Source organism: Streptococcus suis (genome assembly GCF_002964575.1).
In the GTDB taxonomy this organism is placed as follows: domain Bacteria; phylum Bacillota; class Bacilli; order Lactobacillales; family Streptococcaceae; genus Streptococcus; species Streptococcus suis_R.
The window spans coordinates 166,736-193,115 of record NZ_POQQ01000040.1 but is presented as its reverse complement, the minus strand read 5'-3'; the positions used below and the strand labels follow the sequence as shown (position 1 = coordinate 193,115).

Genomic DNA, 26,380 nt, shown 5'->3' with positions numbered 1-26,380 from the left:
CTAATCATGAGAATAATTTTTTTATCTTTATTGAGAATAGAAGATATTGGGAAAGAAAGTTCAATATATGCAGATCTTATGAGAAAATTTGCTAGAGAAGGACATAGTATAACAATTGTACATCCAAATGAAAAGCGACTAGGATTAGAAACACAGTACTTACAAGGAACGGAAGTAAGCTATCTACGGGTTAAGACTGGAAATGTAACAAAATCAAATTTTTTAGAAAAAGGCATCGCAACTTTGATGTTAGAGTTCCAATTTAAAAGGGCAATATCAAAGTACCTAAAAAATGAAAAATTTGATTTAATTCTATACTCCACTCCCCCTATTACTTTTGCATCAGTAATCAAGTATTTGAAGAAAAATACATCGGCAAAATCTTATCTTTTATTAAAGGACATATTTCCACAAAACGCAGTAGATTTAGGGCTTATCTCAAAAAGGTCACCAATTTATTCTTTTTTTAAAGCCAAAGAATTAAGACTTTATCATCAGTCAGATGTTATTGGCTGCATGTCCGAAGCGAATGTGGAATATATCAAAAAAAATAATGATTTAAAAGGAAAAAAAGTTGAAGTTTGTCCAAATTCTATTGAGATTACTCCGAAAACCTTGAGTACAACCAAAAAATCTGACTTCGGTTTGCCAGCAAATAAAGTAATATATGTTTACGGAGGAAATCTTGGGAAACCCCAGGGTGTTGAATTTCTAAAAAAAATCATCTTGAAAAATGAAGAAGCTACGAAGAGTTTCATTTGTATTGTAGGTTCGGGTACAGAGTTTTCAAATCTTCAACATTTCTTTGTCGAAAACAAGATAAAAAATGCTAAATTAATTAGCCAACTTTCGAAAAAAAATTTTGATAGTTTACTAGAAATTTGTGATGTGGGATTAATTTTTCTAGACCCACGGTTTACAATTCCTAACTTCCCTTCAAGAATATTGTCCTATATGGAATATAGCCTACCAATTCTTGCTGCAACAGATAAGGTTACAGATTTATCAAAAAAAATAGAAGAGGGGCAGTTTGGTCTGTGGTGTATGAGTGGTGATACCACTAAATTTTTTGAAAATATGGATGTGCTTAATGAGAGTGATGTTAGACAGATTATGGGTGAGAATGCCTATAAGTACTTAATTGAAAATTATACTGTTAACACTTCCTACGATGTAATTATGAAAAACTTTAAAGGAGAAGAAAATGTTTAAGGATAAAGTATTGTTAATCACAGGTGGTACAGGGTCATTTGGAAATGCTGTATTAGATAGATTTTTAAGTTCAGATATTAAAGAGATTCGTGTGTTTTCAAGAGATGAATTAAAACAAGATAATATGCGACATCATTATCAACAAAAATTTCCAGAATACAGTGACAAATTAAAATTCTATATTGGGGATGTTCGAGATATTAATAGTATTCGTAATGCTATGCACGGTGTTGATTACGTTTACCATGCTGCTGCTTTGAAACAAGTTCCTTCTTGTGAATTCTTTCCTATGGAGGCTGTTAAAACTAATGTTATTGGAACAGAGAATGTATTAACAGCTGCAATTGAAGCAGGAGTAAAAAAGGTCATTTGTTTATCTACTGATAAGGCAGCATATCCTGTTAATGCAATGGGAACTTCAAAAGCTATGATGGAAAAAGTAGTGGTTGCAAAATCAAGGACGGTATCGCCGGAAGATACGATGATTTGCTGTACTCGATATGGGAATGTATTAGCTTCACGTGGATCAGTTGTGCCACTTTTCATCAATCAAATCAAAGAAAATAAAGATTTGACTGTAACTGATCCAACCATGACTCGTTTTATTATGACACTCGAAGAAGCAGTGGATCTAGTTATATACGCTTTTGAAAATGCCCAATCTGGTGATATTATGGTTCAAAAGGCCCCAGCTTCAACAATTGGTGATTTAATGGAAGCGACTCGCCAACTCTTCAAGGTTGAAAATGAGATGAAAGTCATTGGCATTCGACATGGTGAGAAAATGTATGAGACACTATTGACAAACGAAGAATGCGCTAACGCTATTGATATGGGAAATTTCTATCGTGTTCCGGCGGATAAGCGTGATTTGAACTATGATAAGTATTTTTCAGAGGGAAATGAGGAACGAAACCCCCTCGTTGAATTTAATTCCAATAATACGGAATTGATGACAGTAGAAGAGGTAAAAGAAAAATTATTGACTGTACCGTTGGTTGTTGAGGAGCTTGCTAAATGGGAGGCAATAAAATGAAAATACTAATCACTGGTGCCAAGGGGTTTCTGGGACGGAATTTAGTCGCAGAACTTAGTCGTCAAGAAGATATTGAGCTTTTTGAGTATGATATAGATACTCCGTCAGAATGTCTGGAAGTATGGACGAAGGAAGCAGATTTTGTTTATCATCTAGCAGGTGTTAATCGTCCGGAGAATCAAGAAGACTTCATGAAAGGGAACTTTGGATTTACTTCGGATTTATTAGATTTGTTGAAGAAAAACAATAATAAAGCTCCAATTGTGTTGTCTTCCTCAATTCAAGCTACTAGAGATAATGAGTATGGTATAAGTAAAAAAGCAGGAGAGGATCTCTTAATCTCCTATTCCTCAACAGAAAATGTACCAGTTTATGTGTACCGTTTTTCAAATTTATTTGGCAAATGGTCACGACCGAATTATAATACTGTAGTAGCAACTTTTTGCCACAATATTGCTAGAGGTATCGATATTAAAATTGATAATCCGAATGCAGACATTGAGCTTTGCTATATTGATGATGTAATCGAAGAAATGAAACTGGTACTAAGTGGCAATGGACATGAAAAAGATGGCTATTATTTTGTACCAACGCTACATCGAGTTACTATTGGAAAATTGGCAGAAATGATACGCTCTTTTAAGGAAAGTAGAACAGATTTAACTGTTGCTGACATGTCTGACTCTCTTTCTAAAAAGTTATATTCTACCTATTTAAGTTTTTTACCAAAAGATCAATTCTCTTATCCTTTAAAAATGAACGTGGACAATAGAGGTTCCTTTACTGAATTTTTGAGAACCCCAGATAGAGGTCAGGTTTCAATTAATATTTCTAAACCAGGTATTACAAAAGGACAACATTGGCATCATACAAAAAATGAAAAGTTTCTAGTCGTTTCAGGAACTGGAGTAATTCGATTTAGAAAAGTTGCCACAGATGAAGTATTAGAGTATTTTGTATCAGGGGAAAAACTAGAAGTAGTCGACATACCAACAGGATATACTCATAATATTGAGAATCTTGGTGAGACTGATATGGTTACTGTAATGTGGGCTAATGAAGCCTTTGATCCAAATAGACCAGATACATTTTTTGAAGAGGTATAAAAATGAATAAATTGAAAGTGATGACTGTTGTTGGGACTCGTCCCGAAATCATTAGACTATCTGCAGTCATGAAGCAATTAGAACAATCCGAAGCTGTCGAGCATATCGTTGTTCACACTGGGCAGAATTACGACTACGAATTAAATCAAGTCTTTTTTGATGATTTTGGTCTTCGTAAGCCAGACTATTTCTTAGATGCTGCAGTTGGTACGGCAATTGAAACCATTGGAAATATTTTCTTAAAAATTGACCCAGTTTTGGAAGAGGTAAGACCAGATGCCTTATTAGTTCTAGGGGATACTAATAGCTGTTTAACAGCTATTGCAGCAAAGCGTCGTCATATTCCAATCTTCCATATGGAAGCAGGGAATCGTTGTTTTGACCTTCGTGTACCTGAAGAAACAAATCGTCGAATTGTAGATCATACAGCTGATATTAACTTGACTTATTCAGATATCGCTCGTGAATACTTATTAGCAGAGGGACTTCACCCAGCACAAGTTATTAAAACAGGCAGTCCGATGTTTGAAGTATTAAACAAACATAAAGAAGATATTGAAAAGTCAGATGTACTAGAGCGATTGGAATTGACCAAAGGACAATATTTCGTTATATCAGCCCATCGTGAGGAAAATGTAGGACCTGATCATCAATTCTTGAAATTGGTGGATATATTGAACAATATCGCAGAAGTTTACCAAATTCCTGTGATTGTATCAACACACCCTAGAACACGTAAGCGTATTGAACAGCTGAATGTGCAGTTCAATAAGCATGTGCAATTATTGAAGCCACTAGGTTTTTATGACTATAACAATTTACAAATTAATGCTAAGGTAGTTTTATCAGACTCAGGGACTATTTCTGAAGAAAGTTCGATTTTAGGTTTCCGTGCCTTAAATATCCGTGAAGCACATGAGCGTCCTGAAGCAATGGAAGAAGCTAGTGTTATGATGACAGGGCTTAATGTTGAGCGTGTGCTGCAGGGTTTAGTGATTTTAGAGTCACAGGCAAAAGATACCCTGCGTCTTGTTTCTGACTACTCAATGCCAAATGTATCTGAAAAAGTATTGCGTATTATTCTCAGCTATACAGATTATGTGAATCGAGTAGTGTGGAGAAAATAATATGCAAGATAAATTTCAAAATTATTCTTGCGTTTTTGTAGGTGGTCTAATTTCTGAAGAAACTAGAGAATTTATTCTAAAAAATTCTCGTCGGACCATTCAATTTGCTGCAGATAAATTGCAACGACAATACCTTACAGGAATCCGTCAATATGATTTTAAAACAATTTATACTATAAGTTTCCCATTTGTTGGAAATTATCCTAGAAGTTTTAAAAGTCAGACCGTTGAATCAGAATTACTTGACGGTAATGGGAAAGTGATTGCTAAACAATCTTATAGTACATTGTCGATAGTGTCGAATATTGAAAAAAGAATGATTTTTTTGAACTACCTAAAAAAGATAAGTTCTCACAAAAACGATAAATTAATATTTTTTTTCTATGCACTAACATCAGAGCATCTAAATTGGATAAAATTATTAAGAAAATATTATCAAGATATTAAGATTGTACTTATCGTTCCAGATTTACCAATTTTTATGAATCCATCCTTATCTCGTTACTATTTTTATAGAATGATAAAAAATAAAGTAATTGAAGAGTATAGACGTATTCAAGATAAAATTGATTTAACTATTACGATAACAAAGTCAGTGGCTGAATATTTACAGGCTAATAATGCTATTGTAGTTGAAGGGATTCCTAATGAAGTTAGTATAAATAACTTTGAAAGTCTGAAAGATGATGTAGAAGATTCGACTGAATTTATTGTATTATATACGGGGACTTTAGATAAAATGTATGGAGTCAAGGATATGTTGGAATCATTTGGTAAATTAAAAGATACAAATATTATCCTTCAAATTTGCGGTGATGGACCTATGAAAAATGAGGTTATTGAAATTTCCAAACAAGCTGGAAATATTAGATATCTAGGAATATTGAATAATTTAGAAGTAGTTGAATTACAATCGAAGTCAGATCTGTTAATCAATCCGAGAAAAAATGATCAGGAATTCACGAAATATAGTTTTCCATCAAAAATAATGGAGTATTTATCATCAGGAACTCCAATGCTAGGATACAAATTATCTGGAATTCCTGATGAATATTATGACTATATGTACTTAATTGAAAATTTCAATGATTCATTAGTTGAGTCACTACTCACAATATCTAAATTAGAAAAAAAAGAGATAGAAAAAATGGGAATAAACGCATTAAATTTTATTAAGAATAATAAATTGCCTGAACATCAGATTGCTAAAGTATTAGCTAACATAAAGATTTAGTTGAGGATTTTGTTTTGAAACGACTAATTTTACTAATTCTTACTTTTTCAATTATTTATAATCCACCATTATTTGGAATTTACTTGGCTGATTTTTGTGCTATATTTTCTCTTGTTTTTCTATTTTTGAAAACTATTACTGGTAATAAAGTCATTAATAAAAAAATTTTTTTCAATCTTATCTTTCCGATTTTTTTAATTTTATTGTACTTACTAATTGTAATCACTTTCAATTATCAAAGCATAACTAATTTAGGTACTCATTTAAATATATTGTTTAAATTAATACCGACAGCTATAGCTATATCAATTTTTGCTAAGACCTCTGACGAAGTTATAGAGATATTATTTATTTCAGGAATAATTCAATCTTTTCTGGCAGGGTTTAGTTACTTTTTCCCTCAGCTTCAGCAATTCTTTATTTCACAACTATTATTAGCTGGACAATCTCAAATTGTTAGTGTCCTTTCAGGGCATCGAATGTATGGATGGGCTGGAAACTTAACATATTCAACTCCGATTGTTCAGATCATGATATTGTTTTTAGGTCTGTCTTCAAACAAGTATAAAAAATTATCACTCTTTTTATCTCCAATTTTTGTATTTTCCTCGATTATCAATGCTAGGACAGGTATTGTTGTATTGTTAATTGGAATTCTTTGTTATTCTTTAATAAACTACAAGAAAATTATTGGCATTTTGTTTATTAATTTATCAATTTTATCCATGTATTTTGTTTTATATCAACCTAGTTTTATTTTGTCCTTACATTCTATAAACCCGACTATAAACTGGATATATGCTGGAATGAAAGAGATAGTATTATTTTTTTATGGTCAGGAGGTAGGTTATTTTGGATATGTGACATCTGCACAAAGAATAGTCTTACCAGATGGAATTTCACAAATTTTCGGGCAAGGAACTAGATTGATGGGGAACACAACACTTAATATGGCAGGTACAGATATTGGTTATATAAATGATATTTGGTTAGGTGGTTATATCTATTTGATCTGTATTTTTATTATTGTAATTTTAAACTTAGTACGAGGGTATTTATTAAGTGAAAATCGAAATCTAATGTATACACTATTTGTATTTTTTACGCTTATTTTTGTAAATGTTAAAGGATATATCTTTTCATATAATGCAGTAATGAATTTTTTAGTTATTTTATTGATTTCCCTATATTATTTTAATCCTCTCACTCAAAGTAAAAAAATACTCAATGATTAAAAAATCAAAAAGTTTAGTCAATGTGGTACGAAATTCTGATAAAAAATAATATAGGAGCAATAATATGGATAGATTAGTTTCAATAATAATTCCAGTATATAATTTAGAGGAATACTTAGAAGTGTCAATTCCGTCAATACTTAATCAGACTTATCAAAATTTAGAAGTAATAGTTGTTAATGATGGTTCTACTGATAATAGTGTTGATATTTTAGAAAAGTATTCCGCTGATAGGAGGTTGAAAGTTTACTCTCAAAAGAATGAGGGGCTTTCAGCTGCTAGAAACCTTGGGTTGGAGAAGGCAAATGGATTTTACATATATTTTTTTGATGGGGATGATTCACTTCATCCAATAGCAATAGAAAAATGTGTTGAAGTATTAGATAAGAACAATTTGGATGTATTTTCATTTAAGTCTAAAGATGTATTTTCTAAAAATGATTTACAAATTTACAATCAAATAAGTATGGAGTCTGCTTGTTTTCAGGAAGTTGATTTTAACTACTTTACTGAGAATGTGGTTAATCAAGATTTGATAAGATATGAAATGTGGACTAAAGTCTTTAGAAAAGATTTCTTAGTTGATATTAAGTTCAAAGTGTCACAACCTTTTGAAGATGTTTATTTTAACTTGGAATTATTAAATCGTAAACCTAAATATTTTGCTAGTAATTATGTTTTCCATAATTATCTAAAGCAAAGGTCGGGAAATACTAATACAAGAAGTTTTAGCTATACAAGATTATGGGTTTATCATGAGTTTGAGAAATGGTTGACCCTTTTAGATAGAGATGAAATTAGAAATAATTTTGTATGTTCGATTCTTAAATTCACATTTGGACAGTATCAAATATTTTATTCTGATAAATATGCAAAGCAAATATTCCATATTCAGTATAAAAAATATTATTCATTTCCTAAAGTGTGGAACTCTAAAAATACTTTAGGTAAGAAAATAGCCTTAATTCTTTTCAGATATTTTCCAGCTCTTATTAGCATTATTTATAGGGGGAAATAATGGTTAAGAGTTCATTATTTAAAAATACTGTCTTATTATACTTATTAAAATTTTCAACAGTATTTTTTTCCATGATAACTATTCCATTACAAGCTAGAGTATTAGGTATTTCATATTATGGAGAATTAGGTATTGCAACTGCCCTAATGACATACTTTACCTTATTTATTGATTTTGGATTTACTATTTCAGCGACGGGATTAGTTTCAAAAAATCGAAATAATCCAGTATATATTACTGAACTTTTTTGGAGTGTATCTGTAATTAAATTACTTATTTCAGTAGTATCAATCATATTTCTTTGGATATACTTAATCTTATTTAGAGTTGAGAGTAATTTTTATCCTTTGTATATTTGGTTTCTAATTGCAATACTAATTAACGGCTTCTTACCAGACTTTGTTTTTAGAGGTTTGGAGAAAATGCAGTCGTTTACTTATCGGACAATTTTTATTAGATTAATTTTTACATTACTGCTTTTTATTTTTTTAAAAACGAAAGAGGATTTGAATCTTATTCCAGTTGCTACCTTAATTGGAAATGCGTTGGCTTTGGTGTGGGCATTGATTGATTTAAATAGGATTGTGAATGTTTTTAAATATTTTAGATTTAATTTTAAGTTAATTTCGGAGATATTTTTTGATTCAGTACAGTTTTTCATTTCCAGAATTGTCTCTGTAGTATACTCCACAGCAGGAATATTTATTCTTGGAGTACTAGATCCTTCAAAAGTAGAAGTTGGTTACTATTCATTTGCATTTAGAATTGCCCAAATGGTCTTTTCAATTTATTCACCTATAGCAGATAGTCTGTATCCATATCTTATCAGAACAAAAGACCTAAACATTATCTATAAAATTTTAAAAATTACCATACCCGCATTAATTATCATTTCAATTATTTGTTTTATTTTTATTAAAGAATTAACAGTTTTAATTTTTGGAATGGAATATATCGGGGCGATAGATATAATAATTTCATTAATCCCCAGTATGATTTTAATGTTTCCAAATTACCTATTAGGATTTCCAGCATTGTCAGCAATTAATAGAGAAAAATACGCAAATATATCAATTTTTCTTAGTTTTACAGTCTATGTATTACTATTATTAGTTCTATGGATCTGTCATAGTATTAATCCAATTAGTTTAGGTTATTTATTTTCTTTGACTACAATAATTGAGGTTATTTTCAGAGCATTAATTATTAAAAAATATAGCTAGATTATAAGGAGTATCTATGCATAAAATAAAAAAAATAATAAAAAAAAATAAGATTATTTATGACTTATTTTTAAAATTGAATAATGTTTTACTATTACCAAAAAAGAGAAAAATGAGTAAGTTTTTACTAGAAAATGGAGAATTAGTTTCTCAAAAACTAGATAGTATTTTTGATGCATCTCCATATACTTTTTTTTATGCTAGTGGTAGTGCCTTGGGTCTCTATAGAGACGGAAAATTTATCAATGGAGATATTGATATTGATGTAGGAATCTTGATGGATGAGCAATTTAATTGGTTAGAGTTTGAAAAATTTTTAGTTTCTAATGGATTAGAAAAAATTAAGGAGTTCAAAACCAATAACACAATTACGGAGCAGGCTTATCTTCTTGAAGGAGTTAATATTGATTTCTTTTTATACGTGAACTCTAATGGAAAATGTCAAACTCAAGCATACTACAGAGTCCCAGGTGTTGAGTATTCAAGTGATAAAGAATTTACATCAATTAATCTAATCTTGCCATTTGAATTAGCTGTAGCAAAATTAGAAACAGCATTAGGTATTAAGTCTCTTCCAGAACCTATCGAACCTTATTTAGAAACTCTATATACAAGGGACTGGAGAACTCCAAATCCTAATTGGAAAGATTTTGATTCACCTTCATTTCATATTGACACTCAACTCTTTGGTCATTTAGATGATTAGCATATTCAAATAACGGAGGACATATTTTGAAAAGAGTTATTACATATGGTACTTTCGATTTATTACATTATGGGCATATTAATTTATTAAAACGTGCTAAGGCATTAGGTGACTACCTAGTTGTAGTTGTCTCATCTGATGAATTTAACTGGAATGAAAAACAAAAGAAATGTTACTTTACATATGAACAAAGGAAATCACTGGTTGAGGCCGTTAGATATGTCGATTTAGTGATACCCGAACAAAGCTGGAATCAAAAAAAATCGGATGTACATGAATACCATATAGATACTTTTGTTATGGGTGATGATTGGGAAGGAAAATTTGATTTTCTTAAAGAAGAAGGAGTAGAGGTAGTTTATTTACCAAGGACACCTGAAATTAGTACTTCACAAATAAAAAAGGATTTATATTCAATAGAACCTACAAATAAGAACTCAGATTTATAACATTAAAGTTTAAATATTAACTCAAATTAATATGGAGAGACTTATGAAGTTTGCTTATAAATTTTATAAAAAATATTTTGAAAGTATCAATGAGAAATTTACTAGAGCCAAATTTAAGTTATTTTCGAATGTAAGCTCAGGTGTAAATATTAGAGGGGGGTATCCTCTGATCATTTAGATCATATATATATTGGTGAAGACACATTTATAAGCTATGATTGTTTTTTTCATTTCGGAGATCAGTTGAAAAAGGACACAAAGATTACAATTGGAAAGCGAGTTTTTATCGGACCAAGAGTATTTATTGGGACTGCTACGCATGAAGTTTCAGAACAAAAACAACGTGCATCTAGTAAAACAGTTTGCAAGTCAGTTATTATTGGTGATGGCACATGGATTGGTGCTAATGTAACAATATTACCTGGAGTAACTGTTGGTAAAGGAGTTGTTATTGCTGCAGGTTCTGTTGTGACCAAATCTATTCCAGATAATGTCATGGTCGCGGGTGTACCTGCTGTGATTAAGAAAATTTTGGATTAGCTCTATATAAAAAAATAATTTTTATTATAAATAAGAACATACTAAGATTAGTAGCGAAGAAATCTCCGTCTGGAGAGAGTATTCACTACTTTTTCATTTTCAAGTTGATAAAGTCGTGGTGACTTGTGAAATAATTTTTGCCGGTTGTCGCAAAATAGAATGGAAATACAACTGGTTTAGGAAATCGGTAATAATAGTATGTGAGAATTCAAATATTGAGTATTTAAAGTTACATCATTGAAACAAGAAATCAAACAACATTAAATGGTAATATCATGCGAGTAGTTTTTGGGATTGACGGGAGTAAGGCAAGTTCAGGAGTGTTAATGCTTGTCAATGGTGAAAAGCTACATAAGCTAACATATAGTGATGCCGATATTCGTTTTCTCCTTCTTTATGTCCAGGGAAACCTATATTCTTATCAAAGTTCCTAAAATCAAATGCTCTTCGTTTTATTACTTTGATATGAGTATTGGTCTCCTTCTGTTTGGTATTGGATTATGGCAACTCTAGAGTGTTCGATTCCTTAGTTTGGTCAATTGTCAAATTCCAATTCCCCAATAGATGAAGAACGTCGGAATCATTTTTATAGGAAATTTGGTTTTTCATTCATTGGGAATCAAACTATATAAGTATTGTGAGATGCTTTCTTACCTCCTCATTCAAGTATAAAATAGATTATTATGAAAAATTTGAGTGATTTTATAGGTTATTTACTAATTTGCAGCGTTAGCTGTACGAAAATATTTGTTCTTTAGTATTGATTAATTTGTTGCAACTATATACAACAAATGATATACTTTTTGTAACGTTTGTGTAATGAGGTGTTAGAATGAGCAACAAAGTTTTTTCAATTGAAAAGTTAAAATCAATAGTCTTCGAAAATAGAAAACAGTATGGCTATTCTCAACAAGAACTGGCCAATGCGACCGGCATCAATCGTGCCATGATCAGTAGGATTGAGAAGGGGGATTATATTCCATCCATTCCTCAGCTTGAAAGATTGGCTCAAGTCTTGGATTTTGACCTGGCTTCTTTATTCTTTTCGAGTAGTAAAAACTCTTCAGTAACCAAAGTTTCAAAGACAAAAATTGCAGTCGCAGGTACAGGCTATGTTGGTTTATCCAATGCCGTTCTCTTGGCTCAGCATCATCAGGTTGTGGCTGTGGATGTGATTCCTGAAAAGGTTGATTTGATCAATGCTAGAAAATCCCCTATTCAGGACGATTATATTGAAAAGTATTTAGCAGAGAAGGATCTGAATTTGGTAGCAACACTAGATGCAGAAACAGCCTATAAAGATGCAGAAATTGTTGTGATTGCTGCACCGACCAACTACGATAGTGAGAAAAATTATTTTGATACAGGCCATGTTGAAAAGGTGATCGAGACTGTCTTGAAAGTAAATCCTGACGCCTTGATGGTTATCAAGTCAACTATTCCTGTTGGATATACCCAAGCAATTCGTCAGAAATTTGGTACTCCAAATATCATTTTCAGTCCGGAATTTTTAAGAGAATCCAAAGCTCTTTATGATAATCTCTATCCTTCACGAATCATTGTTTCTTATGAGAAAAATGATAGTGAAACTGTTATTGCGGGTGCAGAAAAGTTTGCGGCCTTACTACAGGAAGGTGCCTTGAAGGAAGATATTGAGATCCTTCATATGGGGTCAACAGAAGCAGAAGCAGTTAAGTTATTCGCTAATACTTATTTGGCATTGCGTGTTTCTTACTTCAATGAATTGGATACCTATGCGGAGTTAAAGGGACTTGATACCTTATCCATTATTAGAGGTGTTGGTCTGGATCCTCGAATTGGTGAACATTACAATAACCCTTCCTTTGGCTACGGTGGCTACTGTTTACCAAAAGATACTAAGCAGTTGTTGGCCAATTATGATAAGGTACCTCAAAATATGATGTCTGCAATTGTCGAGGCCAATCGAACTAGAAAAGATTTTATTGCTGACCAGGTACTGAAGATGGCTGGCTACTATGCTTACTCAGAACATGATTCCTATTCGCAACAGCAAGAAAAGGATATCACGATAGGAATTTATCGTCTGACCATGAAGAGTAATTCTGATAACTTCCGTCAAAGTTCTATCCAGGGAGTTATGAAGCGTTTGAAGGCTAAGGGAGCAAGAGTGATTATTTATGAGCCGACCCTAGAGAACGGGACGACATTTTTTGGCTCCAAAGTCGTCAACAATCTTAAGAAATTTAAAGAAATGAGTCAAGCTATTGTCGTCAACCGATACGACTTGAGTTTGGATGATGTTCTTGACAAAGTCTATACGCGGGATATTTTTAGGAGGGATTAAATATAGGGTATTTGAACTTGCATGTGGATAGGACGAATTTTCATTCTTTCTTCAGGCAAAGTAGAAAACGTTCCATAGTCAAGATGGCTTTGGGACGCTTTTTAGTAGTTGCTGTAATAGGAAAGTGACTTGAAAATTTTAGCTACCGTGCTATAATATAACTAGAAACTTTTCCGAATAAATAGATAAGGAGTATTTCTCGATTACTTTATTCGGAGGAGAGTAGATGACAAAACGCCGTCAGGCAGTCAGTCCAATGGCTGACATTATTGCAAAAAAGATTTTCAATGACCATGAAATCACTATTGATTTCATCAATACTTTTCTAGGTTTTCGCCCCAAGTCTGTTCAGATTTTGAATGGGACTATTGCGGATGTGAAAAAGGAAAAGACTAGCCACTTTAGTACTACGGTGGATATTTTGGCTCGTATGGATGATAGAACACAGGTCATCATTGAGATACAGGTTGCCTATCAAAATAGTTTTATCAAGCGCTTATGGACCTATTCCTGTCAACATTTGGTCAAGGACTAGCCCAATGTTCGTGACAAGGTCACACAGACACACGATATGTATGATAAAATCTCACCGATTTATTCGATTGCCTTAGTTGCTAGTTAGTATTTTGATGATGACCAGCCGATTCACAGTTTTGTATTAACTGAAAAAGATAGGGGTCAAGTCTTGGAATTGCCATTTGGCGAATATGAAGAATTAAGAAAACCATTTGAAATGGTCATTATTGAACGGAAAAAATTCCGAAAGGGTCAGCTAGAGAAAAGTCAACGCCAATGGATAGAATTTTTCGCTAATCGAGCATTTAGTCAAGCTACATCACATAAAAGGCAGAACATCTGAGGGTTAGAAATACATGGACAGAGGAGGAAGTCGAAATGGTAGATCAATGGTTACGTAATGCTTCCAACCACTTTGGAGAATTGGAAAGCTCCTACATACGTGGCAGACGGCGAGGTAAGGAAGAAGGTCGGCTTGATGTCGCTTATCAAATGTTACGTGAAGGTTTTTCGAATGAAATGATTGAAAAATTAACCGGTCTATCTTCTGCACAAATTGATCAACTTTCACAAAATCACCAGGTTTAGGAGAAAAATACAAAATATATGAAACATTACGACTATCTAGTTGTCGGTGCTGGTTTGTTCGGTGCGGTCTTTGCCCATGAAGCAGCAAAAAAAGGGAAAAAAGTTAAGGTTATCGAGAAGCGTGATCACATCGCTGGTAATATCTACACCAAAGAAGTAGAAGGTATCCAGGTTCATGAGTACGGTGCGCATATCTTCCATACTTCTGAAAAGGAAATCTGGGACTATGTTAACCAATTTGCGGAGTTCAACCGCTACACGAACACACCAGTTGCCAACTATAAGGGTGAAATCTACAATCTACCATTTAACATGAATACCTTTAACAAGCTTTGGGGTGTAGTTACTCCTGCTGAAGCTGAGGCTAAAATTGCTGAGCAACGCGCTGTTTTGGGAGGAAAAACGCCTGAGAACTTGGAAGAGCAAGCTATTTCCCTTGTAGGTACGGACATCTATGAAAAATTGATTAAGTCATATACAGAGAAGCAGTGGGAAAAACCATGTACGGAACTTCCAGCCTTTATCATCCGTCGGTTGCCAGTGCGTTTGACTTATGACAACAACTATTTCAACGATACTTATCAAGGTATTCCAATCGGTGGTTACACGCAGATTGTTGAAAAGATGTTGGCTCATGAAAATATCGATGTGGAGACAAATGTTGATTTCTTTGCAAATAAAGAAGAATACTTGGCAAGCTATCCAAAAGTTGTCTTTACAGGGATGATTGATGAGTTCTTTGATTATGAACTGGGTGAATTAGAGTACCGTAGTCTCCGTTTTGAAACGGAAGTCTTGGCTATGGAAAACTACCAAGGTAATGCGGTTGTCAACTACACTGATTGCGAAACACCTTATACTCGTATCATCGAACACAAGCATTTCGAATTTGGTACTCAAGAGAAAACCATTATTACACGCGAGTATTCGAAGACTTGGAAGCGTGGTGATGAGCCATACTATCCAGTCAACAATGACCGCAACAACAAACTCTATACTGCCTACAAACGTCTTGCAGAACAACAAGAAAATGTTATCTTCGGTGGTCGTCTTGGTCACTATCGCTATTACGATATGCACCAGGTTATCGGAGCTGCCTTGCAGTGTGTGAGAAATGAAGTGAAGTAGTGGGATAGCTGGCAGGGTAGTATGCACTGGCTGATTTCTTATATAGTAAAGTGTACAGTCTGATATTGTCGATTTTTAAGTGATGCATCAATTGTTCATCACACAAAGCAGATTAAAATCCCAAAGTGTAGGCTTTGGGATTTGTCGTTATTGTTTAAATTTCTTTAAAATTGTAGCAAGTAGGTCTTGTTCTTCTGAGCTTAACACAGAGAAAATCTGACCGACATGATCATAGTGCTCTGGTAGGATGGATTCAATCGTCTGGCGTCCTTTTTCTGTCAGGGCAATCAGGGAGGCACGACGGTCGCTTGTGTCACTGGTTTTATAGACATAGCCATCTCGTATCATATTTTTGATGACGACTGTCATATTTCCAGATGTGCTGAGGAGTTTATCAATCAAGTCTTGGATGCGGAGGTTTCCCTTGTTGTAGAGGGCTTCCATGACTCCGAATTGACAGACGGTCAGTCCGTATTTTTTGATGGTTTCTAATTCTGATTTTGAGATGGTATTGGCAGCGCGTCTAAAAACAACTAGGCTGTGTAGTGCATGCTTATTTTCATTTAAAGATTGTTCAACAGTTTTCATGAGAATATTTTAGCAATAATTCGTCGGATAAGCAAGTGAAATGGGAAGTTGGGGTCTGTAAAATTCTTATTCTATCGCTGAAAAAATGGAAATCTCCTGTAACTTGTAGTATAATAGGACTACTATGGAAAAAAAGATAATTCAACTATTGGAGTGGATGGCATCGAAGGCTGGTCAGTTGGTGCTAGGCTCTTTTATCCTCCTCAGTGTTGTAACTTTTTCAATTTTTACTATTTGGGATATTGCTAGGGCTCCTTTCAATAGTGCGCGCAGTCAAGCAGTCGCAGTGGCTGCAGAATATGCAGATCTGCAAACGGTAAGCAACTTCTCTATTTACAATGGAACCGAAACCTATTTTAGTGTACTCGGTGCCAACAGTCAGGGAGAGGAGATTGCAGTGCTGGTTCCAGAGGCTTCTAGTACAGTCTATGTCTATCCTTTGACTCAGGGTATTTCACAAGAAGAAGCGCAAGCGATTGCCAAGGAAAATGGTGCAGGCCAAGCAGAGCGAACTATTCTAGGATTTAGGGATGGCAAACCAATTTGGGAAGTCAAATCTGGGACAGCCTATTATCTAGTAGAGTTTGAAACAGGAAGTTTTGTCAAGAAGGAGGGCTTATGAGCAAGTTATCAAAACGTGTCTTAGAAATGGAAGAAAGTGTCACGCTGGCAGCAGGTGCGCGGGCCAAGGCTTTGAAGGCAGAAGGACGCGATATTTTAGAGCTGACCTTGGGTGAGCCAGACTTCGTCACACCGAAAAATATCCAAGAAGCGGCCATCAAGTCCATCGAAAATGGTAAGGCGAGTTTTTATACGGTAGCTTCTGGTCTTCCAGAGTTGAAAGACGCGGTCAATACCTATTTTGAGAATTTCTATGGCTACTCTATTGAACGCAATCAAGTCATTCTTGCGACAGGTGCTAAGTTTGTTCTTTATGCCTTCTTTGCGGCGGTCATCAATCCTGGTGATGAGGTGATTATTCCAACGCCTTACTGGGTATCCTATGCTGACCAGATTAAGATGAACGAAGGAGTGCCTGTCTTTGTCACTGCGACGGAAGAACACAATTTCAAGGTCACAGTTGACCAGCTGGAAGCGGCTCGTACGGATAAGACCAAGGTCCTCTTGCTCAATAGTCCTTCTAATCCGACGGGCATGATTTACAGTCGTGAGGAGTTGGAAGCTATTGGAAACTGGGCTGTAGAGCACGATATTCTCATCTTGGCAGACGATATTTACGGTCGTTTGGTCTATAATGGAAATAGCTTCACACCGATTTCAAGCATTTCAGAAAGCATTCGTCAGCAGACTATTGTTGTCAATGGGGTGGCCAAGGCCTATGCCATGACAGGTTGGCGGGTTGGCTTTGCGGTTGGCAATCCTGAGATTATTGGAGCTATGAGCAAGATTGTCGGACAGACGACATCGAACTTAACAACTGCTGCTCAGTATGCGGCCATTGAAGCCTTTACAGGTCCGCAAGATACGGTAGAAACCATGCGTCAGGCTTTTGAAGAGCGGCTTAATACCATTTATCCCTTGCTGGCAGAAGTCCCAGGTTTTGAGGTTATCAAGCCAGAAGGTGCCTTCTATCTCTTCCCTAATGTCAAAAAGGCTATGGAAATCAAGGGCTACACAGATGTGACTGAATTTACCACAGCCATTTTGGAAGAAGTCGGAGTAGCCTTGGTGACAGGTGCAGGTTTTGGAGCTCCTGAAAATATCCGCCTCAGTTATGCGACAGATATGGACACGCTCAAGGAAGCAGTGGCTCGACTACACACATTTATGAAAAAATAAAAAGAGGAAAAATAATGTCTAGAAAATTGATTACCATTAACCAAGTAAAAGACTATGTCGGTCAAGAAGTGACCATCGGTGCCTGGGTTGCCAACAAGTCAGGCAAGGGCAAGTTGGCTTTCTTGCAGTTGCGTGACGGAACAGCCTTCTTCCAAGCTGTTGCTTTCAAGCCAAACTTCATTGAAAAATTCGGCGAAGAAGCAGGTGCGGAGAAGTTCGATGTAGCAAAACGCCTCAGCCAAGAAACGTCTGTCTATGTGACAGGGATTGTCAAGGAAGACGAGCGTTCTAAGTTTGGTTATGAGTTGGATGTGACAGACCTTGAAGTCATTGGTGAGTCACAAGATTACCCAATCACACCGAAAGAACACGGTACGGACTTCCTTATGGACAACCGTCATCTCTGGTTGCGTTCGCGTAAGCAGGTCGCTATCCAGCAAATCCGTAACGCCATCATCTATGCGACTTACGAATTCTTTGAAAAGAATGGCTTTATCAAGTTTGATAGCCCAATCTTGTCTGGAAATGCGGCAGAAGATTCGACAGAGTTGTTCGAAACAGATTACTTTGGTCAACCAGCATATCTCAGTCAATCAGGTCAGCTTTATCTTGAAGCTGGTGCTATGGCACTTGGTCGTGTTTTCGACTTCGGTCCTGTTTTCCGTGCGGAAAAATCAAAAACTCGTCGTCACTTGACTGAGTTCTGGATGATGGATGCCGAGTATTCATTCCTCAGCCATGAAGAGTCACTTGATTTGCAAGAAGCTTATGTCAAAGCCTTGATCCAAGGTGTTATCGACCGTGCTCCACAAGCCTTGGAAACTCTGGAGCGTGATGTGGATGCCCTTAAACGCTACATTGCAGAACCATTCAAACGTGTGGCTTATGATGATGCCATTACCCTTCTGCAAGAGCATGAGGCTGATGAAGATACAGACTACGAACACATCGAGCATGGTGATGACTTTGGCTCACCTCATGAAACATGGATTTCAAACTACTTTGGTGTACCGACTTTCGTGGTCAACTATCCAGCAAGCTTCAAGGCCTTCTACATGAAACCAGTTCCTGGCAATCCAGAGCGCGTGCTTTGTGCAGACTTGCTTGCACCAGAAGGCTACGGTGAAATCATCGGTGGTTCTATGCGTGAGGACAATTACGACGCCTTGGTAGCTAAGATGGACGAGCTTGGCATGGACAAGTCAGAATACGAATTCTACCTTGACCTTCGTAAATACGGCTCTGTGCCACACGGTGGCTTCGGTATCGGTATCGAGCGTATGGTAACTTTCGTCGCTGGTACAAAACACATCCGTGAAGCCATTCCGTTCCCACGTATGTTGCATCGCTTGCATCCATAAGCAAATCAATAGATAGCCAAACAGACTACAAACGTGGTCTGTTTTTTGAGGTTTCAGTAGATTTGAATAAAATAAAAGGACCAGATAATTTTGGTCCTGAAAAAATTATAGATTATTGATAGCTAGTCTATTTTGGTAAGCTAACTCAAAAAGATAGGTATAGAGTGGAAGTATGTCAGTTTGTTTTGGAAATTCAAATTTATGATGGATGAGATGTTCACGGTGAGATTTTAAATAGATATTTTCAAGGTAGGTAATCGTAATTTCGCTATCATCCAAACCGAAACCAGCTGTTTCCATCTCTACATTAACAATATTTGCTAAAAATATCGATTTAATGGCTGTTTTCTTTCCAGTAGCGCCTTGTTTATCAACAAAAATAATTCGGATATTGGTAAAAATAATGGCGTCTCGAATAAGAACATACCCATCTTTTATTTCCTCTCCACTTATTAAGTAGGAAGAATATTCTGCATTTAGGGATTCTTTACTTTGTTGGCTAAAGTTTCCTGCAAGTCCTTGAGTTAATTTTCCAAAATTGATGGCCATAACATGTCTCCTTTTTATATTAATGTGATATAAATCATAATAATATAAATGCTATAGTTAGTCAATAGTTGAGCTAGTAATAAAGTTTAAAAATCTAATTTCTTGCAATAAAATGCATATAAAAAATATTTAAATATACAATAAAATCCTTGACAAAATGGGGGGTAGAATAGTAAGAAAAATATTAAATGGGGTGAAGGAATGTTTTTGAATAAAAAACAAATATTTTCTATTCGTAAGACTAGCCTAGGAGTTGGAAGCATCTTAGGAATGACAACATTAGCAACAGGTCTTGCTTTTGCTACTCATCATCGTCGCAAAGAAAGAATGGCTTGATACACGTTTTGCTTTAGTTAACGACAATCTCCATAGGGTTTAGAAGTTAATTGAGAATAAAAATATTTTATGGAACAGACTACAAACGTGGTCTGTTTTTTGAGTGTCCATTGACATTTTTGCGTAATTGTTATACAATGTATTACAAGAAGAAAGTAGGTGGAATGATGGGAATTGTATCCTTGCGATTAAATGAAACTGAAGAGGAAATTTTCAGAAGCTATGCCATTCATACTGGAAAAAGCCTGTCTGAGCTATTCAAAACTGCACTTGCTGAACAGATAGAAGACCAGTTGGACTATGAAATTGGTATCAAGGCCTTGAAGAAATTCCAAGAAAATCCTGTTACACACTCGATTGATGATGTTCTTGCGGAGTTAGAAGATGGCCTATAAACTTGTTATCAGCGATGATGCCTTGAAACAGTTGAAAAAAATGGACAGGCATGTGGGGCTGATGCTTGCTAAGGATTTGAAAAAACGTTTGGACGGTTTGGAAAATCCAAGACAGTTTGGCAAGGCTCTGGTTGGAGACTATAAGGGCCTGTGGCGGTATAGAGTGGGGAATTACCGTGTGATTTGCGATATTATTGATAACAAAATGGTCATCCTAGCTCTTGAAATCGGGCATCGTAAAGAAATCTATAAAAAGTGAAGCTCTAGGAAACTAGATTAGAAATAGCCAAACAGACTACAAATGTGGTCTGTTTTCTTATGAAAGGTGCTTGTCGGAACAGTCGGGGAGATTTTACCTTACAAGAGAGCTATGCTGGGCTCCTTTTAGCACTTTAGTATGCTATAATAGACTTAGAAAGAATAAAGGAGATTGACAGATGAAAACCATTCATACAGATAAAGCACCAGCAGCTATTGGTCCATACGTACAAGGTAAGGTTGTAGGAAATTTCCTCTTCGCTTCTGGTCAGGTTCCCTTGTCACCTGAAACGGGCCAAGTGGTTGGGGAAACCATTCAAGAACAGACTGAGCAGGTCTTGAAAAATATCGCAGCGATTTTAGAAGCGGCTGGCACAGACTTTGACCATGTAGTCAAAACGACTTGCTTCCTCAAGGATATGAATGACTTCGTGGCTTTTAATGAAGTCTATCAAACAGCCTTTTCAGCAGATTTTCCAGCTCGTTCAGCGGTGGAAGTGGCGCGTTTGCCACGTGATGTCAAGGTTGAAATTGAAGTGATTGCAGTAGTAGAGTAGAAAGTAAAGGAGGGAATGTCATGTCAGACAAACTCCATTTAGTGATTGTGACAGGGATGTCGGGTGCAGGTAAAACAGTAGCCATCCAGTCTTTTGAGGATTTGGGCTATTTTACCATTGACAATATGCCGCCGACACTCTTGCCAAAATTTTTAGAATTGATTCGCCACAGCCAAGACAATAATAAGATTGCCTTGGTGGTAGATATGCGGAGCCGGTCTTTCTTTTCAGAAATTCGAGAAGTCTTAGATGAGATTGAGGCGGCAGAAGATTTGGATTTCAAGGTCTTGTTTTTAGATGCGACGGACAATGAACTGGTAGCACGCTACAAGGAAACCCGTCGGTCTCATCCTCTTGCAGCAGATGGTAGGGTCTTAGACGGCATTCAGCTAGAACGTGAACTCTTGGCTCCCCTGAAAAATATGAGCCAGAATGTCATCGATACGACAGAGCTGACACCTCGTAATCTGCGGATGGCCATTTCAGAACAGTTTGCTAGTCAAGACAACCAACCATCCTTCCGTGTGGAAGTCATGTCTTTTGGTTTCAAATACGGTCTGCCCTTGGATGCGGACTTGGTTTTTGATGTGCGCTTCTTGCCTAACCCATATTACCAGAAGGAGTTACGAAATCTGACCGGTTTGGATGCTCCTGTCTTTGACTATGTCATGGACCATCAGGAATCGGAAGAATTTTACAGCCATCTTATCGGCTTGATTGAACCCATTCTGCCTGGCTATCAGAAGGAAGGAAAATCTGTCCTGACTATAGCTGTTGGTTGTACGGGCGGTCAACACAGAAGCGTTGCTTTTGCCAAACGCTTGGCAGATGATTTGGAGAAAAACTGGATTGTCAACCGTAGCCATCGTGATAAGGACAGACGGAAGGAGACGGTTAACCGCTCATGAGAAAGCCAAAGATTACAGTGATTGGTGGGGGAACGGGTATTCCGGTTATCCTAAAGAGCCTGCGGGACAAGGATGTGGACATTACGGCCATCGTGACCGTAGCAGATGACGGTGGTTCTTCGGGTGAGATCCGCCAGGCCCTGCAGGTCACGCCACCGGGGGATTTGCGCAATGTTCTCTTGGCTATGTCCGATATGCCTAAGTTGTATGAACAGATTTTCCAGTATCGTTTTGCGGATTCGGATGGGCCTTTGGCTGGGCATCCTTTGGGTAATTTGATTATCGCAGGAATTTCTGAGATGCAGGGTTCGACCTACAATGCTATGCGGCTATTGACCCGCTTTTTCCACACGACTGGTCGGATTTATCCTTCTAGTGAACAGGCCCTGACCCTTCATGCTGTTTTTACCGACGGTACGGAGGTTTCTGGTGAAAGCAAAATCGCCAAGCACAAGGGCATGATTGGTCATGTCTATGTGACCAATTCTTACAATGATGATGAGCCCAAGGCCAGTCGTCAGGTGGTTGAGGCTATTATGGAGAGTGATATGGTGGTCTTAGGACCAGGTTCCCTCTTTACATCCATCTTGCCCAATCTCATGATTTCGGACCTTGGTAAGGCTCTGAAAGAAACCAAGGCGGAGGTCACCTATGTCTGCAATATCATGACCCAGCGTGGTGAAACCGAGTTTTTCTCAGATGCCGACCATGTGACCGTCTTGAATGGGCATCTGGGTGAGAAGTTTATTGATACTGTTTTGGTCAATAGTGAGCCTGTACCACACGACTACATGAATACCCACAAGTTTGACGAATACTTGGTGCAGGTCAAGCATGACTTTGCTGGCTTGCAAGAGCAGACCAAGCGCGTGATTTCGTCCAATTTTCTTCGTTTGGAAAATGGCGGAGCTTTTCATGATGGTGATTTGGTGGTAGAAGAGTTGCTCAAGATTTTGCAGGTGCGGTCATGAGTTTTACCATAAAAGTCAAAGAAGAACTCTTGATCCAGTCCAGTCAAAATAAGAGTGAGCTGGCAGCCATAATTAAACTGTCTGGCAGTCTCGGGCTGGCTTCAACAGGCTTGACCCTGTCTATCTCGACTGAGAATGCCAAAATTGCCAGACATATCTACGAATTGCTATTGCATTTCTACCAAGTAAAAGCAGAAATTCGTCACCATCAAAAGCCCAATCTCAAGAAGAATCGTGTCTATGCGGTTGTCATTGAAGATGGAGTCAATGACATCTTACATGATTTGCATTTGGCAGATAGTTTTTTTGGACTGGAAACCGGTATTTCTCCCCTTGTCCTTGAAAATGATTCTTGGAGCCAGGCCTATCTGCGTGGCGCTTTTCTGGCAGCTGGCTCAGTCAAAGATCCTGAAAAAGGACGGTACCAGCTGGAAATCGCATCGGTTTACAGCGACCATGCCCAGGACCTGGCCAATTTGTTGCAGAAGTTTCTCTTGGATGCCAAGGTTATTGAGCGAAGCAAGGGAACTATTACCTATTTGCAACGGGCAGAAGATATTATGGATTTCTTGCTGGTGATTGGAGCAGAAGAGGCCAAGACAGCCTTTGAAGATATTAAGCTTCTACGTGAAGCTCGTAATGACCTCAACCGGGCCAATAATGCTGAAATGGCAAATATTGCTAAAACGGTCAATGCCAGCATGAAAACCATCAACAATATCATCAAAATTATGGATACCATTGGCTTGGATCAGTTATCGGGTGACCTGCAAGAGATTGCCCAACTCCGTATTCAGCATCCAGATTATTCCATTCAGCAGTTAGCAGATAGTTTGACGGTGCCCATTACCAAGAGCGGTGTCAATCATCGTCTGAGAAAAATCAATAAGATTGCGGATGAATTATAGTTTGTAGCGTTTCTATCATTTTCAAATTGGGAATCGAAACACTATAGCAGTCATTATCACTATTCCATATTTGAAGTGGAATTTTGGATAAAATAGGTCTATTATCTAATATATAAGAAAAAACATATCTAACAAAAACTAGGAATAGGTCACTTGCCTACTCCTAGTTTTTTGTTTTAAAAATGGGAATATATTTTGTCATCAAAAACTTATTCTTTACTTGTGTGTCGCTTTCCAAGATTGAGTGCTTGCTCTTCTGACATCTCAACAACCCTAGAGAAATTAGTGTTTGCTGGCATATTTTCCTTTGAGTACCAATAAACATCCGCATTCCCATTCCTAGCGACATAAACGATTGGTGCAAGTTCAGTAGCAGGTTGAGTAGTTTGCGGGCTCTCACTTACTTGTGATTCAGCAGTTGTGCTAGAGGGACTAGGTTGACTACTTTCTTCAGTTGGAACTAGAGAGGGAGCCGCAGTACCTTTCAAATAATCTATTGTTGCATTTTTAGAGTAATTATCTAAGATGACAGTTGTAATGCCATACCCGTCGATTGATTCTTTCGGACTTCCTAAGGTTATGTTTATCAGATTTCCTGTTTCATCCAAACCAACATACTGAAGCGAGATTTGTCTAGGTATCAATTCATCTCCTGTATAAATCGGAGTTACTTTATAATCTAACCAATAATGAGGATGATTTGCCAGCCAACTATCCAGACGGTTTTCATAGTAAAGCATACCTTCAATATTGCTATCATCCGTTCCCTTGTAATTTCCGCTATTGGTCCAGGCGGTCAAAGGTACCAGATTTTTGCCTTCATCGGTAAGTCCACTAAATTGGTAGCCAATTAAATGTCCTCTGTTGAAAAGCCAGGATTTCTTACCTTGATTTCCAAAGGTCATTTTATAGTTATGCCATCCCACAGGAGTAAATTTTATTCGCGGTTCTCTCTGTTTTTTAGGTTCGTCCTTATCCTGAAGTTGAATATGAGCCGAGGTTGCTCTGCCTAAAGGATCAAATTCTCCGAGAACAATTTGTTTTGTTCCATTGAACCTAATCAAATGTAAGCTACTGTAGTCAATAGGATCTTGATTTGCCTTAACAGTTAAGCCACTTATAATAAATGAGAAAAGAGCGAGTATTACGAATACAATTCTTTTCATATGAAATCCTCCATGAAAATAGTATAACATAAGAAGTTGATAAAATGCTTGGAAATGGATACATTCATTGTCAAACACTGTAAAGTTGATTAATAGCGAATAGAAGCCTGAACGCTCAACGTCTAGTGCGGACAATAATTGATAATAGGTTAATTTTCATAGAAAAAGTTCCTTTTGAGCTGGTTTTTCTTTTTAAGCTTGCCTACAATCATTGGTACATTAAGTTAATATATGTTATAATTGTGATAGAATGTTTGGATAGGGGGAGCTTGAAAATGATCAGCCGTGAGCAGTATAGCTATCTTAGGAGCCATCCGACCTTTGAAAACCTGACACGAGATAGCTTTGACCAGCTAGCCAAGCATATCCGTTTTCGAAAGGTTCCCAAAGGGCAGATATTTTTTTATGCCCAAGATCCGAGGGATTATTTATTTGTCTTACAGAAGGGATATGCTCGGATTGAGCAGTATGATGAAACAGATAGTTTTTCTTACTTAGACTATATTCGACAGGGCGGTGCTTTTCCTTTGGCTGATATGTTTCAAGATAAGCCCTACCACTATACTGCGATTGCCATCACTGATTTGGAATGTTTGATAGTGCCCATGGGCTTGTTTGAATCCATGTCGAAAATCAACCCTCGACAATTGGTTTATATTTGCCAAAAACTATCTAAAATCCTGGGTTTTCAAGAACTGCGCCTGCGTAATAGTATGCGCTCTAAAGCTTCGGAACGGGTTGTTCAGGCTCTAGCCCTACTCTACTGGGATATGTGCCAACGGGATCAGCTGACTAGCTTGCCATTTGATATTCATATTCAGGAAATTGCTCGTCTTGCTGCGACGACGAGGGAAACGGTCAGTCATGTCTTGAAAGAGTTAAAGCAGGAAAAGAGGATTGCCTATCGACGAAAAAACTTGACGTATTTAGATATTGAGTATTTTTTAGCGAATTTGACGGAAACTTATTGAAGTTTTCGTTTTTTCTTTTAATTTTTACAAAAAATAAAAATTCACATAATGATATAGACAAGTAGAAATATGCATATTGTGGTGGGTAATATCGATATTTACCCAAAAATAAGGAGAAAAATGTGATGAATTTCTCAAAAAAATGTGAACGTTTTCAAGTTTTTATTT

29 protein-coding genes and 1 pseudogene are annotated in these 26,380 nt (G+C 36.6%); 26 read left to right on the top strand and 4 right to left on the bottom strand.

Annotated features, from left to right (window positions below):
• Window positions 1-6 precede the first annotated feature (6 nt).
• The 11 genes from C1E58_RS04395 to C1E58_RS04345 all read left to right on the top strand — a co-directional run bounded on the left by C1E58_RS04395 (window position 7) and on the right by C1E58_RS04345 (window position 10,886).
• Window positions 7-1,212, top strand: a complete 1,206-nt coding sequence (locus C1E58_RS04395) for a glycosyltransferase family 4 protein (protein ID WP_105209491.1) — start codon at window positions 7-9, stop codon at window positions 1,210-1,212.
• Window positions 1,205-2,248 (top strand): polysaccharide biosynthesis protein, encoded by a 1,044-nt coding sequence (locus C1E58_RS04390; protein ID WP_105209490.1) that lies wholly within the window; start codon window positions 1,205-1,207, stop codon window positions 2,246-2,248. The genes C1E58_RS04395 and C1E58_RS04390 overlap by 8 nt, the downstream gene beginning before the upstream one ends.
• Complete coding sequence (locus C1E58_RS04385) at window positions 2,245-3,354, top strand: NAD-dependent epimerase/dehydratase family protein (RefSeq protein ID WP_105209518.1); 1,110 nt, start codon at window positions 2,245-2,247, stop codon at window positions 3,352-3,354. The genes C1E58_RS04390 and C1E58_RS04385 overlap by 4 nt, the downstream gene beginning before the upstream one ends.
• Before the next feature lie 2 nt (window positions 3,355-3,356).
• Window positions 3,357-4,481, top strand: a complete 1,125-nt coding sequence (gene wecB, locus C1E58_RS04380; protein ID WP_105209489.1) for a non-hydrolyzing UDP-N-acetylglucosamine 2-epimerase — start codon at window positions 3,357-3,359, stop codon at window positions 4,479-4,481.
• A 1-nt stretch (window position 4,482) separates the two neighbouring features.
• The gene (locus tag C1E58_RS04375) at window positions 4,483-5,715 is read left to right on the top strand and encodes a glycosyltransferase (protein WP_105209488.1); all 1,233 of its coding nucleotides are present in this window, start codon (window positions 4,483-4,485) and stop codon (window positions 5,713-5,715) included.
• Window positions 5,716-5,729: 14 nt separating this feature from the next.
• Window positions 5,730-6,950 (top strand): hypothetical protein, encoded by a 1,221-nt coding sequence (locus C1E58_RS04370; RefSeq protein WP_153055820.1) that lies wholly within the window; start codon window positions 5,730-5,732, stop codon window positions 6,948-6,950.
• Between the two features lie 64 nt (window positions 6,951-7,014).
• Window positions 7,015-7,968, top strand: a complete 954-nt coding sequence (locus C1E58_RS04365; protein WP_105209486.1) for a glycosyltransferase family 2 protein — start codon at window positions 7,015-7,017, stop codon at window positions 7,966-7,968.
• Window positions 7,968-9,191, top strand: coding sequence for an oligosaccharide flippase family protein (locus tag C1E58_RS04360; protein ID WP_105209485.1), 1,224 nt, complete (start codon window positions 7,968-7,970; stop codon window positions 9,189-9,191). Before C1E58_RS04365 ends, C1E58_RS04360 begins: the two co-directional genes overlap by 1 nt.
• Before the next feature lie 16 nt (window positions 9,192-9,207).
• Window positions 9,208-9,897 (top strand): hypothetical protein, encoded by a 690-nt coding sequence (locus tag C1E58_RS04355; RefSeq protein ID WP_105209484.1) that lies wholly within the window; start codon window positions 9,208-9,210, stop codon window positions 9,895-9,897.
• Between the two features lie 26 nt (window positions 9,898-9,923).
• Window positions 9,924-10,346, top strand: a complete 423-nt coding sequence (gene tagD / locus C1E58_RS04350) for a glycerol-3-phosphate cytidylyltransferase (protein ID WP_105209483.1) — start codon at window positions 9,924-9,926, stop codon at window positions 10,344-10,346.
• Between the two features lie 243 nt (window positions 10,347-10,589).
• Entirely contained in the window at window positions 10,590-10,886 is a 297-nt protein-coding gene (locus C1E58_RS04345; RefSeq protein WP_161951265.1) for a DapH/DapD/GlmU-related protein, read from the top strand.
• A gap of 356 nt (window positions 10,887-11,242) precedes the next feature.
• Here C1E58_RS04345 and C1E58_RS12605 read toward each other — a convergent pair.
• Window positions 11,243-11,423, bottom strand: a pseudogene (locus tag C1E58_RS12605) (ISL3 family transposase); the annotation flags it as partial.
• A 295-nt stretch (window positions 11,424-11,718) separates the two neighbouring features.
• On the opposite strand from C1E58_RS12605, the gene C1E58_RS04340 reads away from it, so the two are divergent.
• The 4 genes from C1E58_RS04340 (at window position 11,719) to glf (ending at window position 15,444) form a co-directional block, all read left to right on the top strand.
• Entirely contained in the window at window positions 11,719-13,212 is a 1,494-nt protein-coding gene (locus C1E58_RS04340) for a nucleotide sugar dehydrogenase (protein ID WP_193441736.1), read from the top strand.
• A gap of 226 nt (window positions 13,213-13,438) precedes the next feature.
• Window positions 13,439-13,747, top strand: a complete 309-nt coding sequence (locus C1E58_RS04335) for a PD-(D/E)XK nuclease family transposase (protein WP_105209481.1) — start codon at window positions 13,439-13,441, stop codon at window positions 13,745-13,747.
• 359 nt (window positions 13,748-14,106) lie between these two features.
• A complete protein-coding gene (locus tag C1E58_RS12195; protein ID WP_105209480.1) occupies window positions 14,107-14,316 on the top strand; it encodes a hypothetical protein in 210 nt (69 codons plus the stop codon).
• An 18-nt stretch (window positions 14,317-14,334) separates the two neighbouring features.
• Window positions 14,335-15,444, top strand: a complete 1,110-nt coding sequence (glf, locus tag C1E58_RS04325; protein WP_105209479.1) for a UDP-galactopyranose mutase — start codon at window positions 14,335-14,337, stop codon at window positions 15,442-15,444.
• Window positions 15,445-15,591: 147 nt separating this feature from the next.
• Here the strand turns inward: glf and C1E58_RS04320 are convergent, their stop codons facing one another.
• A complete protein-coding gene (locus C1E58_RS04320; protein ID WP_105209478.1) occupies window positions 15,592-16,032 on the bottom strand; it encodes a MarR family winged helix-turn-helix transcriptional regulator in 441 nt (146 codons plus the stop codon).
• A 124-nt stretch (window positions 16,033-16,156) separates the two neighbouring features.
• Here C1E58_RS04320 and C1E58_RS04315 point away from each other — a divergent pair, with 124 nt between their 5' ends.
• Genes C1E58_RS04315 through asnS form a run of 3 tightly spaced genes read left to right on the top strand, consistent with a single transcriptional unit; the run spans window position 16,157 to window position 19,193 of the window.
• Complete coding sequence (locus C1E58_RS04315; RefSeq protein ID WP_105209477.1) at window positions 16,157-16,654, top strand: DUF5590 domain-containing protein; 498 nt, start codon at window positions 16,157-16,159, stop codon at window positions 16,652-16,654.
• The gene (locus tag C1E58_RS04310) at window positions 16,651-17,832 is read left to right on the top strand and encodes a pyridoxal phosphate-dependent aminotransferase (protein WP_105209476.1); all 1,182 of its coding nucleotides are present in this window, start codon (window positions 16,651-16,653) and stop codon (window positions 17,830-17,832) included. Before C1E58_RS04315 ends, C1E58_RS04310 begins: the two co-directional genes overlap by 4 nt.
• Before the next feature lie 14 nt (window positions 17,833-17,846).
• Entirely contained in the window at window positions 17,847-19,193 is a 1,347-nt protein-coding gene (asnS, locus tag C1E58_RS04305) for an asparagine--tRNA ligase (RefSeq protein ID WP_014638198.1), read from the top strand.
• A 105-nt stretch (window positions 19,194-19,298) separates the two neighbouring features.
• On the opposite strand, the gene C1E58_RS04300 is transcribed toward asnS, so the two are convergent.
• Complete coding sequence (locus C1E58_RS04300; RefSeq protein ID WP_105209516.1) at window positions 19,299-19,736, bottom strand: PH domain-containing protein; 438 nt, start codon at window positions 19,734-19,736, stop codon at window positions 19,299-19,301.
• A 213-nt stretch (window positions 19,737-19,949) separates the two neighbouring features.
• On the opposite strand from C1E58_RS04300, the gene C1E58_RS04295 reads away from it, so the two are divergent.
• The 7 genes from C1E58_RS04295 (at window position 19,950) to whiA (ending at window position 24,075) form a co-directional block, all read left to right on the top strand.
• On the top strand, window positions 19,950-20,078 hold the full coding sequence (locus C1E58_RS04295) for a YSIRK-type signal peptide-containing protein (protein WP_161951264.1): 129 nt from the start codon (window positions 19,950-19,952) through the stop codon (window positions 20,076-20,078).
• Between the two features lie 167 nt (window positions 20,079-20,245).
• Window positions 20,246-20,473, top strand: coding sequence for a type II toxin-antitoxin system RelB family antitoxin (gene relB / locus C1E58_RS04290; RefSeq protein WP_105113451.1), 228 nt, complete (start codon window positions 20,246-20,248; stop codon window positions 20,471-20,473).
• Window positions 20,463-20,732, top strand: coding sequence for a type II toxin-antitoxin system RelE family toxin (locus C1E58_RS04285; RefSeq protein ID WP_105209474.1), 270 nt, complete (start codon window positions 20,463-20,465; stop codon window positions 20,730-20,732). The genes relB and C1E58_RS04285 overlap by 11 nt, the downstream gene beginning before the upstream one ends.
• A 178-nt stretch (window positions 20,733-20,910) precedes the next feature.
• Window positions 20,911-21,288, top strand: a complete 378-nt coding sequence (locus C1E58_RS04280) for a RidA family protein (RefSeq protein ID WP_105113453.1) — start codon at window positions 20,911-20,913, stop codon at window positions 21,286-21,288.
• A gap of 20 nt (window positions 21,289-21,308) precedes the next feature.
• Window positions 21,309-22,196 carry an RNase adapter RapZ gene (gene rapZ / locus C1E58_RS04275; RefSeq protein WP_105113454.1) on the top strand — a complete coding sequence of 296 codons (888 nt, stop codon included), beginning with the start codon at window positions 21,309-21,311 and terminating at the stop codon, window positions 22,194-22,196.
• Window positions 22,193-23,167 (top strand): YvcK family protein, encoded by a 975-nt coding sequence (locus C1E58_RS04270; protein ID WP_105113455.1) that lies wholly within the window; start codon window positions 22,193-22,195, stop codon window positions 23,165-23,167. Before rapZ ends, C1E58_RS04270 begins: the two co-directional genes overlap by 4 nt.
• The gene (gene whiA / locus C1E58_RS04265; RefSeq protein ID WP_105209473.1) at window positions 23,164-24,075 is read left to right on the top strand and encodes a DNA-binding protein WhiA; all 912 of its coding nucleotides are present in this window, start codon (window positions 23,164-23,166) and stop codon (window positions 24,073-24,075) included. The genes C1E58_RS04270 and whiA overlap by 4 nt, the downstream gene beginning before the upstream one ends.
• A 209-nt stretch (window positions 24,076-24,284) precedes the next feature.
• Here the strand turns inward: whiA and C1E58_RS04260 are convergent, their stop codons facing one another.
• The gene (locus tag C1E58_RS04260; protein WP_105209472.1) at window positions 24,285-25,241 is read right to left on the bottom strand and encodes a DNA/RNA non-specific endonuclease; all 957 of its coding nucleotides are present in this window, start codon (window positions 25,239-25,241) and stop codon (window positions 24,285-24,287) included.
• Between the two features lie 275 nt (window positions 25,242-25,516).
• Here C1E58_RS04260 and C1E58_RS04255 point away from each other — a divergent pair, with 275 nt between their 5' ends.
• Window positions 25,517-26,212: a Crp/Fnr family transcriptional regulator gene (locus tag C1E58_RS04255; protein WP_105113458.1), complete on the top strand. Its 696-nt coding sequence runs from the start codon at window positions 25,517-25,519 to the stop codon at window positions 26,210-26,212.
• Window positions 26,213-26,380: the final 168 nt, after the last annotated feature.

Excerpts from the sequence above, each read along its gene's own strand:
- C1E58_RS04335 (WP_105209481.1), top strand. The coding sequence starts at position 13,439 with ATGACAAAACGCCGTCAGGCAGTCAGTCCAATGGCTGACATTATTGCA.
- C1E58_RS04255 (WP_105113458.1), top strand. The coding sequence starts at position 25,517 with ATGATCAGCCGTGAGCAGTATAGCTATCTTAGGAGCCATCCGACCTTT.
- C1E58_RS04270 (WP_105113455.1), top strand. The coding sequence starts at position 22,193 with ATGAGAAAGCCAAAGATTACAGTGATTGGTGGGGGAACGGGTATTCCG.
- C1E58_RS04280 (WP_105113453.1), top strand. The coding sequence starts at position 20,911 with ATGAAAACCATTCATACAGATAAAGCACCAGCAGCTATTGGTCCATAC.
- C1E58_RS04395 (WP_105209491.1), top strand. The coding sequence starts at position 7 with ATGAGAATAATTTTTTTATCTTTATTGAGAATAGAAGATATTGGGAAA.
- rapZ (WP_105113454.1), top strand. The coding sequence starts at position 21,309 with ATGTCAGACAAACTCCATTTAGTGATTGTGACAGGGATGTCGGGTGCA.
- C1E58_RS04310 (WP_105209476.1), top strand. The coding sequence starts at position 16,651 with ATGAGCAAGTTATCAAAACGTGTCTTAGAAATGGAAGAAAGTGTCACG.
- C1E58_RS04375 (WP_105209488.1), top strand. The coding sequence starts at position 4,483 with ATGCAAGATAAATTTCAAAATTATTCTTGCGTTTTTGTAGGTGGTCTA.
- asnS (WP_014638198.1), top strand. The coding sequence starts at position 17,847 with ATGTCTAGAAAATTGATTACCATTAACCAAGTAAAAGACTATGTCGGT.
- C1E58_RS04315 (WP_105209477.1), top strand. The coding sequence starts at position 16,157 with ATGGAAAAAAAGATAATTCAACTATTGGAGTGGATGGCATCGAAGGCT.
- C1E58_RS04390 (WP_105209490.1), top strand. The coding sequence starts at position 1,205 with ATGTTTAAGGATAAAGTATTGTTAATCACAGGTGGTACAGGGTCATTT.
- C1E58_RS04355 (WP_105209484.1), top strand. The coding sequence starts at position 9,208 with ATGCATAAAATAAAAAAAATAATAAAAAAAAATAAGATTATTTATGAC.
- C1E58_RS04260 (WP_105209472.1), bottom strand. The coding sequence starts at position 25,241 with ATGAAAAGAATTGTATTCGTAATACTCGCTCTTTTCTCATTTATTATA.
- relB (WP_105113451.1), top strand. The coding sequence starts at position 20,246 with ATGGGAATTGTATCCTTGCGATTAAATGAAACTGAAGAGGAAATTTTC.
- C1E58_RS04285 (WP_105209474.1), top strand. The coding sequence starts at position 20,463 with ATGGCCTATAAACTTGTTATCAGCGATGATGCCTTGAAACAGTTGAAA.
- C1E58_RS04365 (WP_105209486.1), top strand. The coding sequence starts at position 7,015 with ATGGATAGATTAGTTTCAATAATAATTCCAGTATATAATTTAGAGGAA.
- C1E58_RS12195 (WP_105209480.1), top strand. The coding sequence starts at position 14,107 with ATGGTAGATCAATGGTTACGTAATGCTTCCAACCACTTTGGAGAATTG.
- C1E58_RS04360 (WP_105209485.1), top strand. The coding sequence starts at position 7,968 with ATGGTTAAGAGTTCATTATTTAAAAATACTGTCTTATTATACTTATTA.
- glf (WP_105209479.1), top strand. The coding sequence starts at position 14,335 with ATGAAACATTACGACTATCTAGTTGTCGGTGCTGGTTTGTTCGGTGCG.
- C1E58_RS04340 (WP_193441736.1), top strand. The coding sequence starts at position 11,719 with ATGAGCAACAAAGTTTTTTCAATTGAAAAGTTAAAATCAATAGTCTTC.
- C1E58_RS04385 (WP_105209518.1), top strand. The coding sequence starts at position 2,245 with ATGAAAATACTAATCACTGGTGCCAAGGGGTTTCTGGGACGGAATTTA.
- C1E58_RS04320 (WP_105209478.1), bottom strand. The coding sequence starts at position 16,032 with ATGAAAACTGTTGAACAATCTTTAAATGAAAATAAGCATGCACTACAC.
- wecB (WP_105209489.1), top strand. The coding sequence starts at position 3,357 with ATGAATAAATTGAAAGTGATGACTGTTGTTGGGACTCGTCCCGAAATC.
- whiA (WP_105209473.1), top strand. The coding sequence starts at position 23,164 with ATGAGTTTTACCATAAAAGTCAAAGAAGAACTCTTGATCCAGTCCAGT.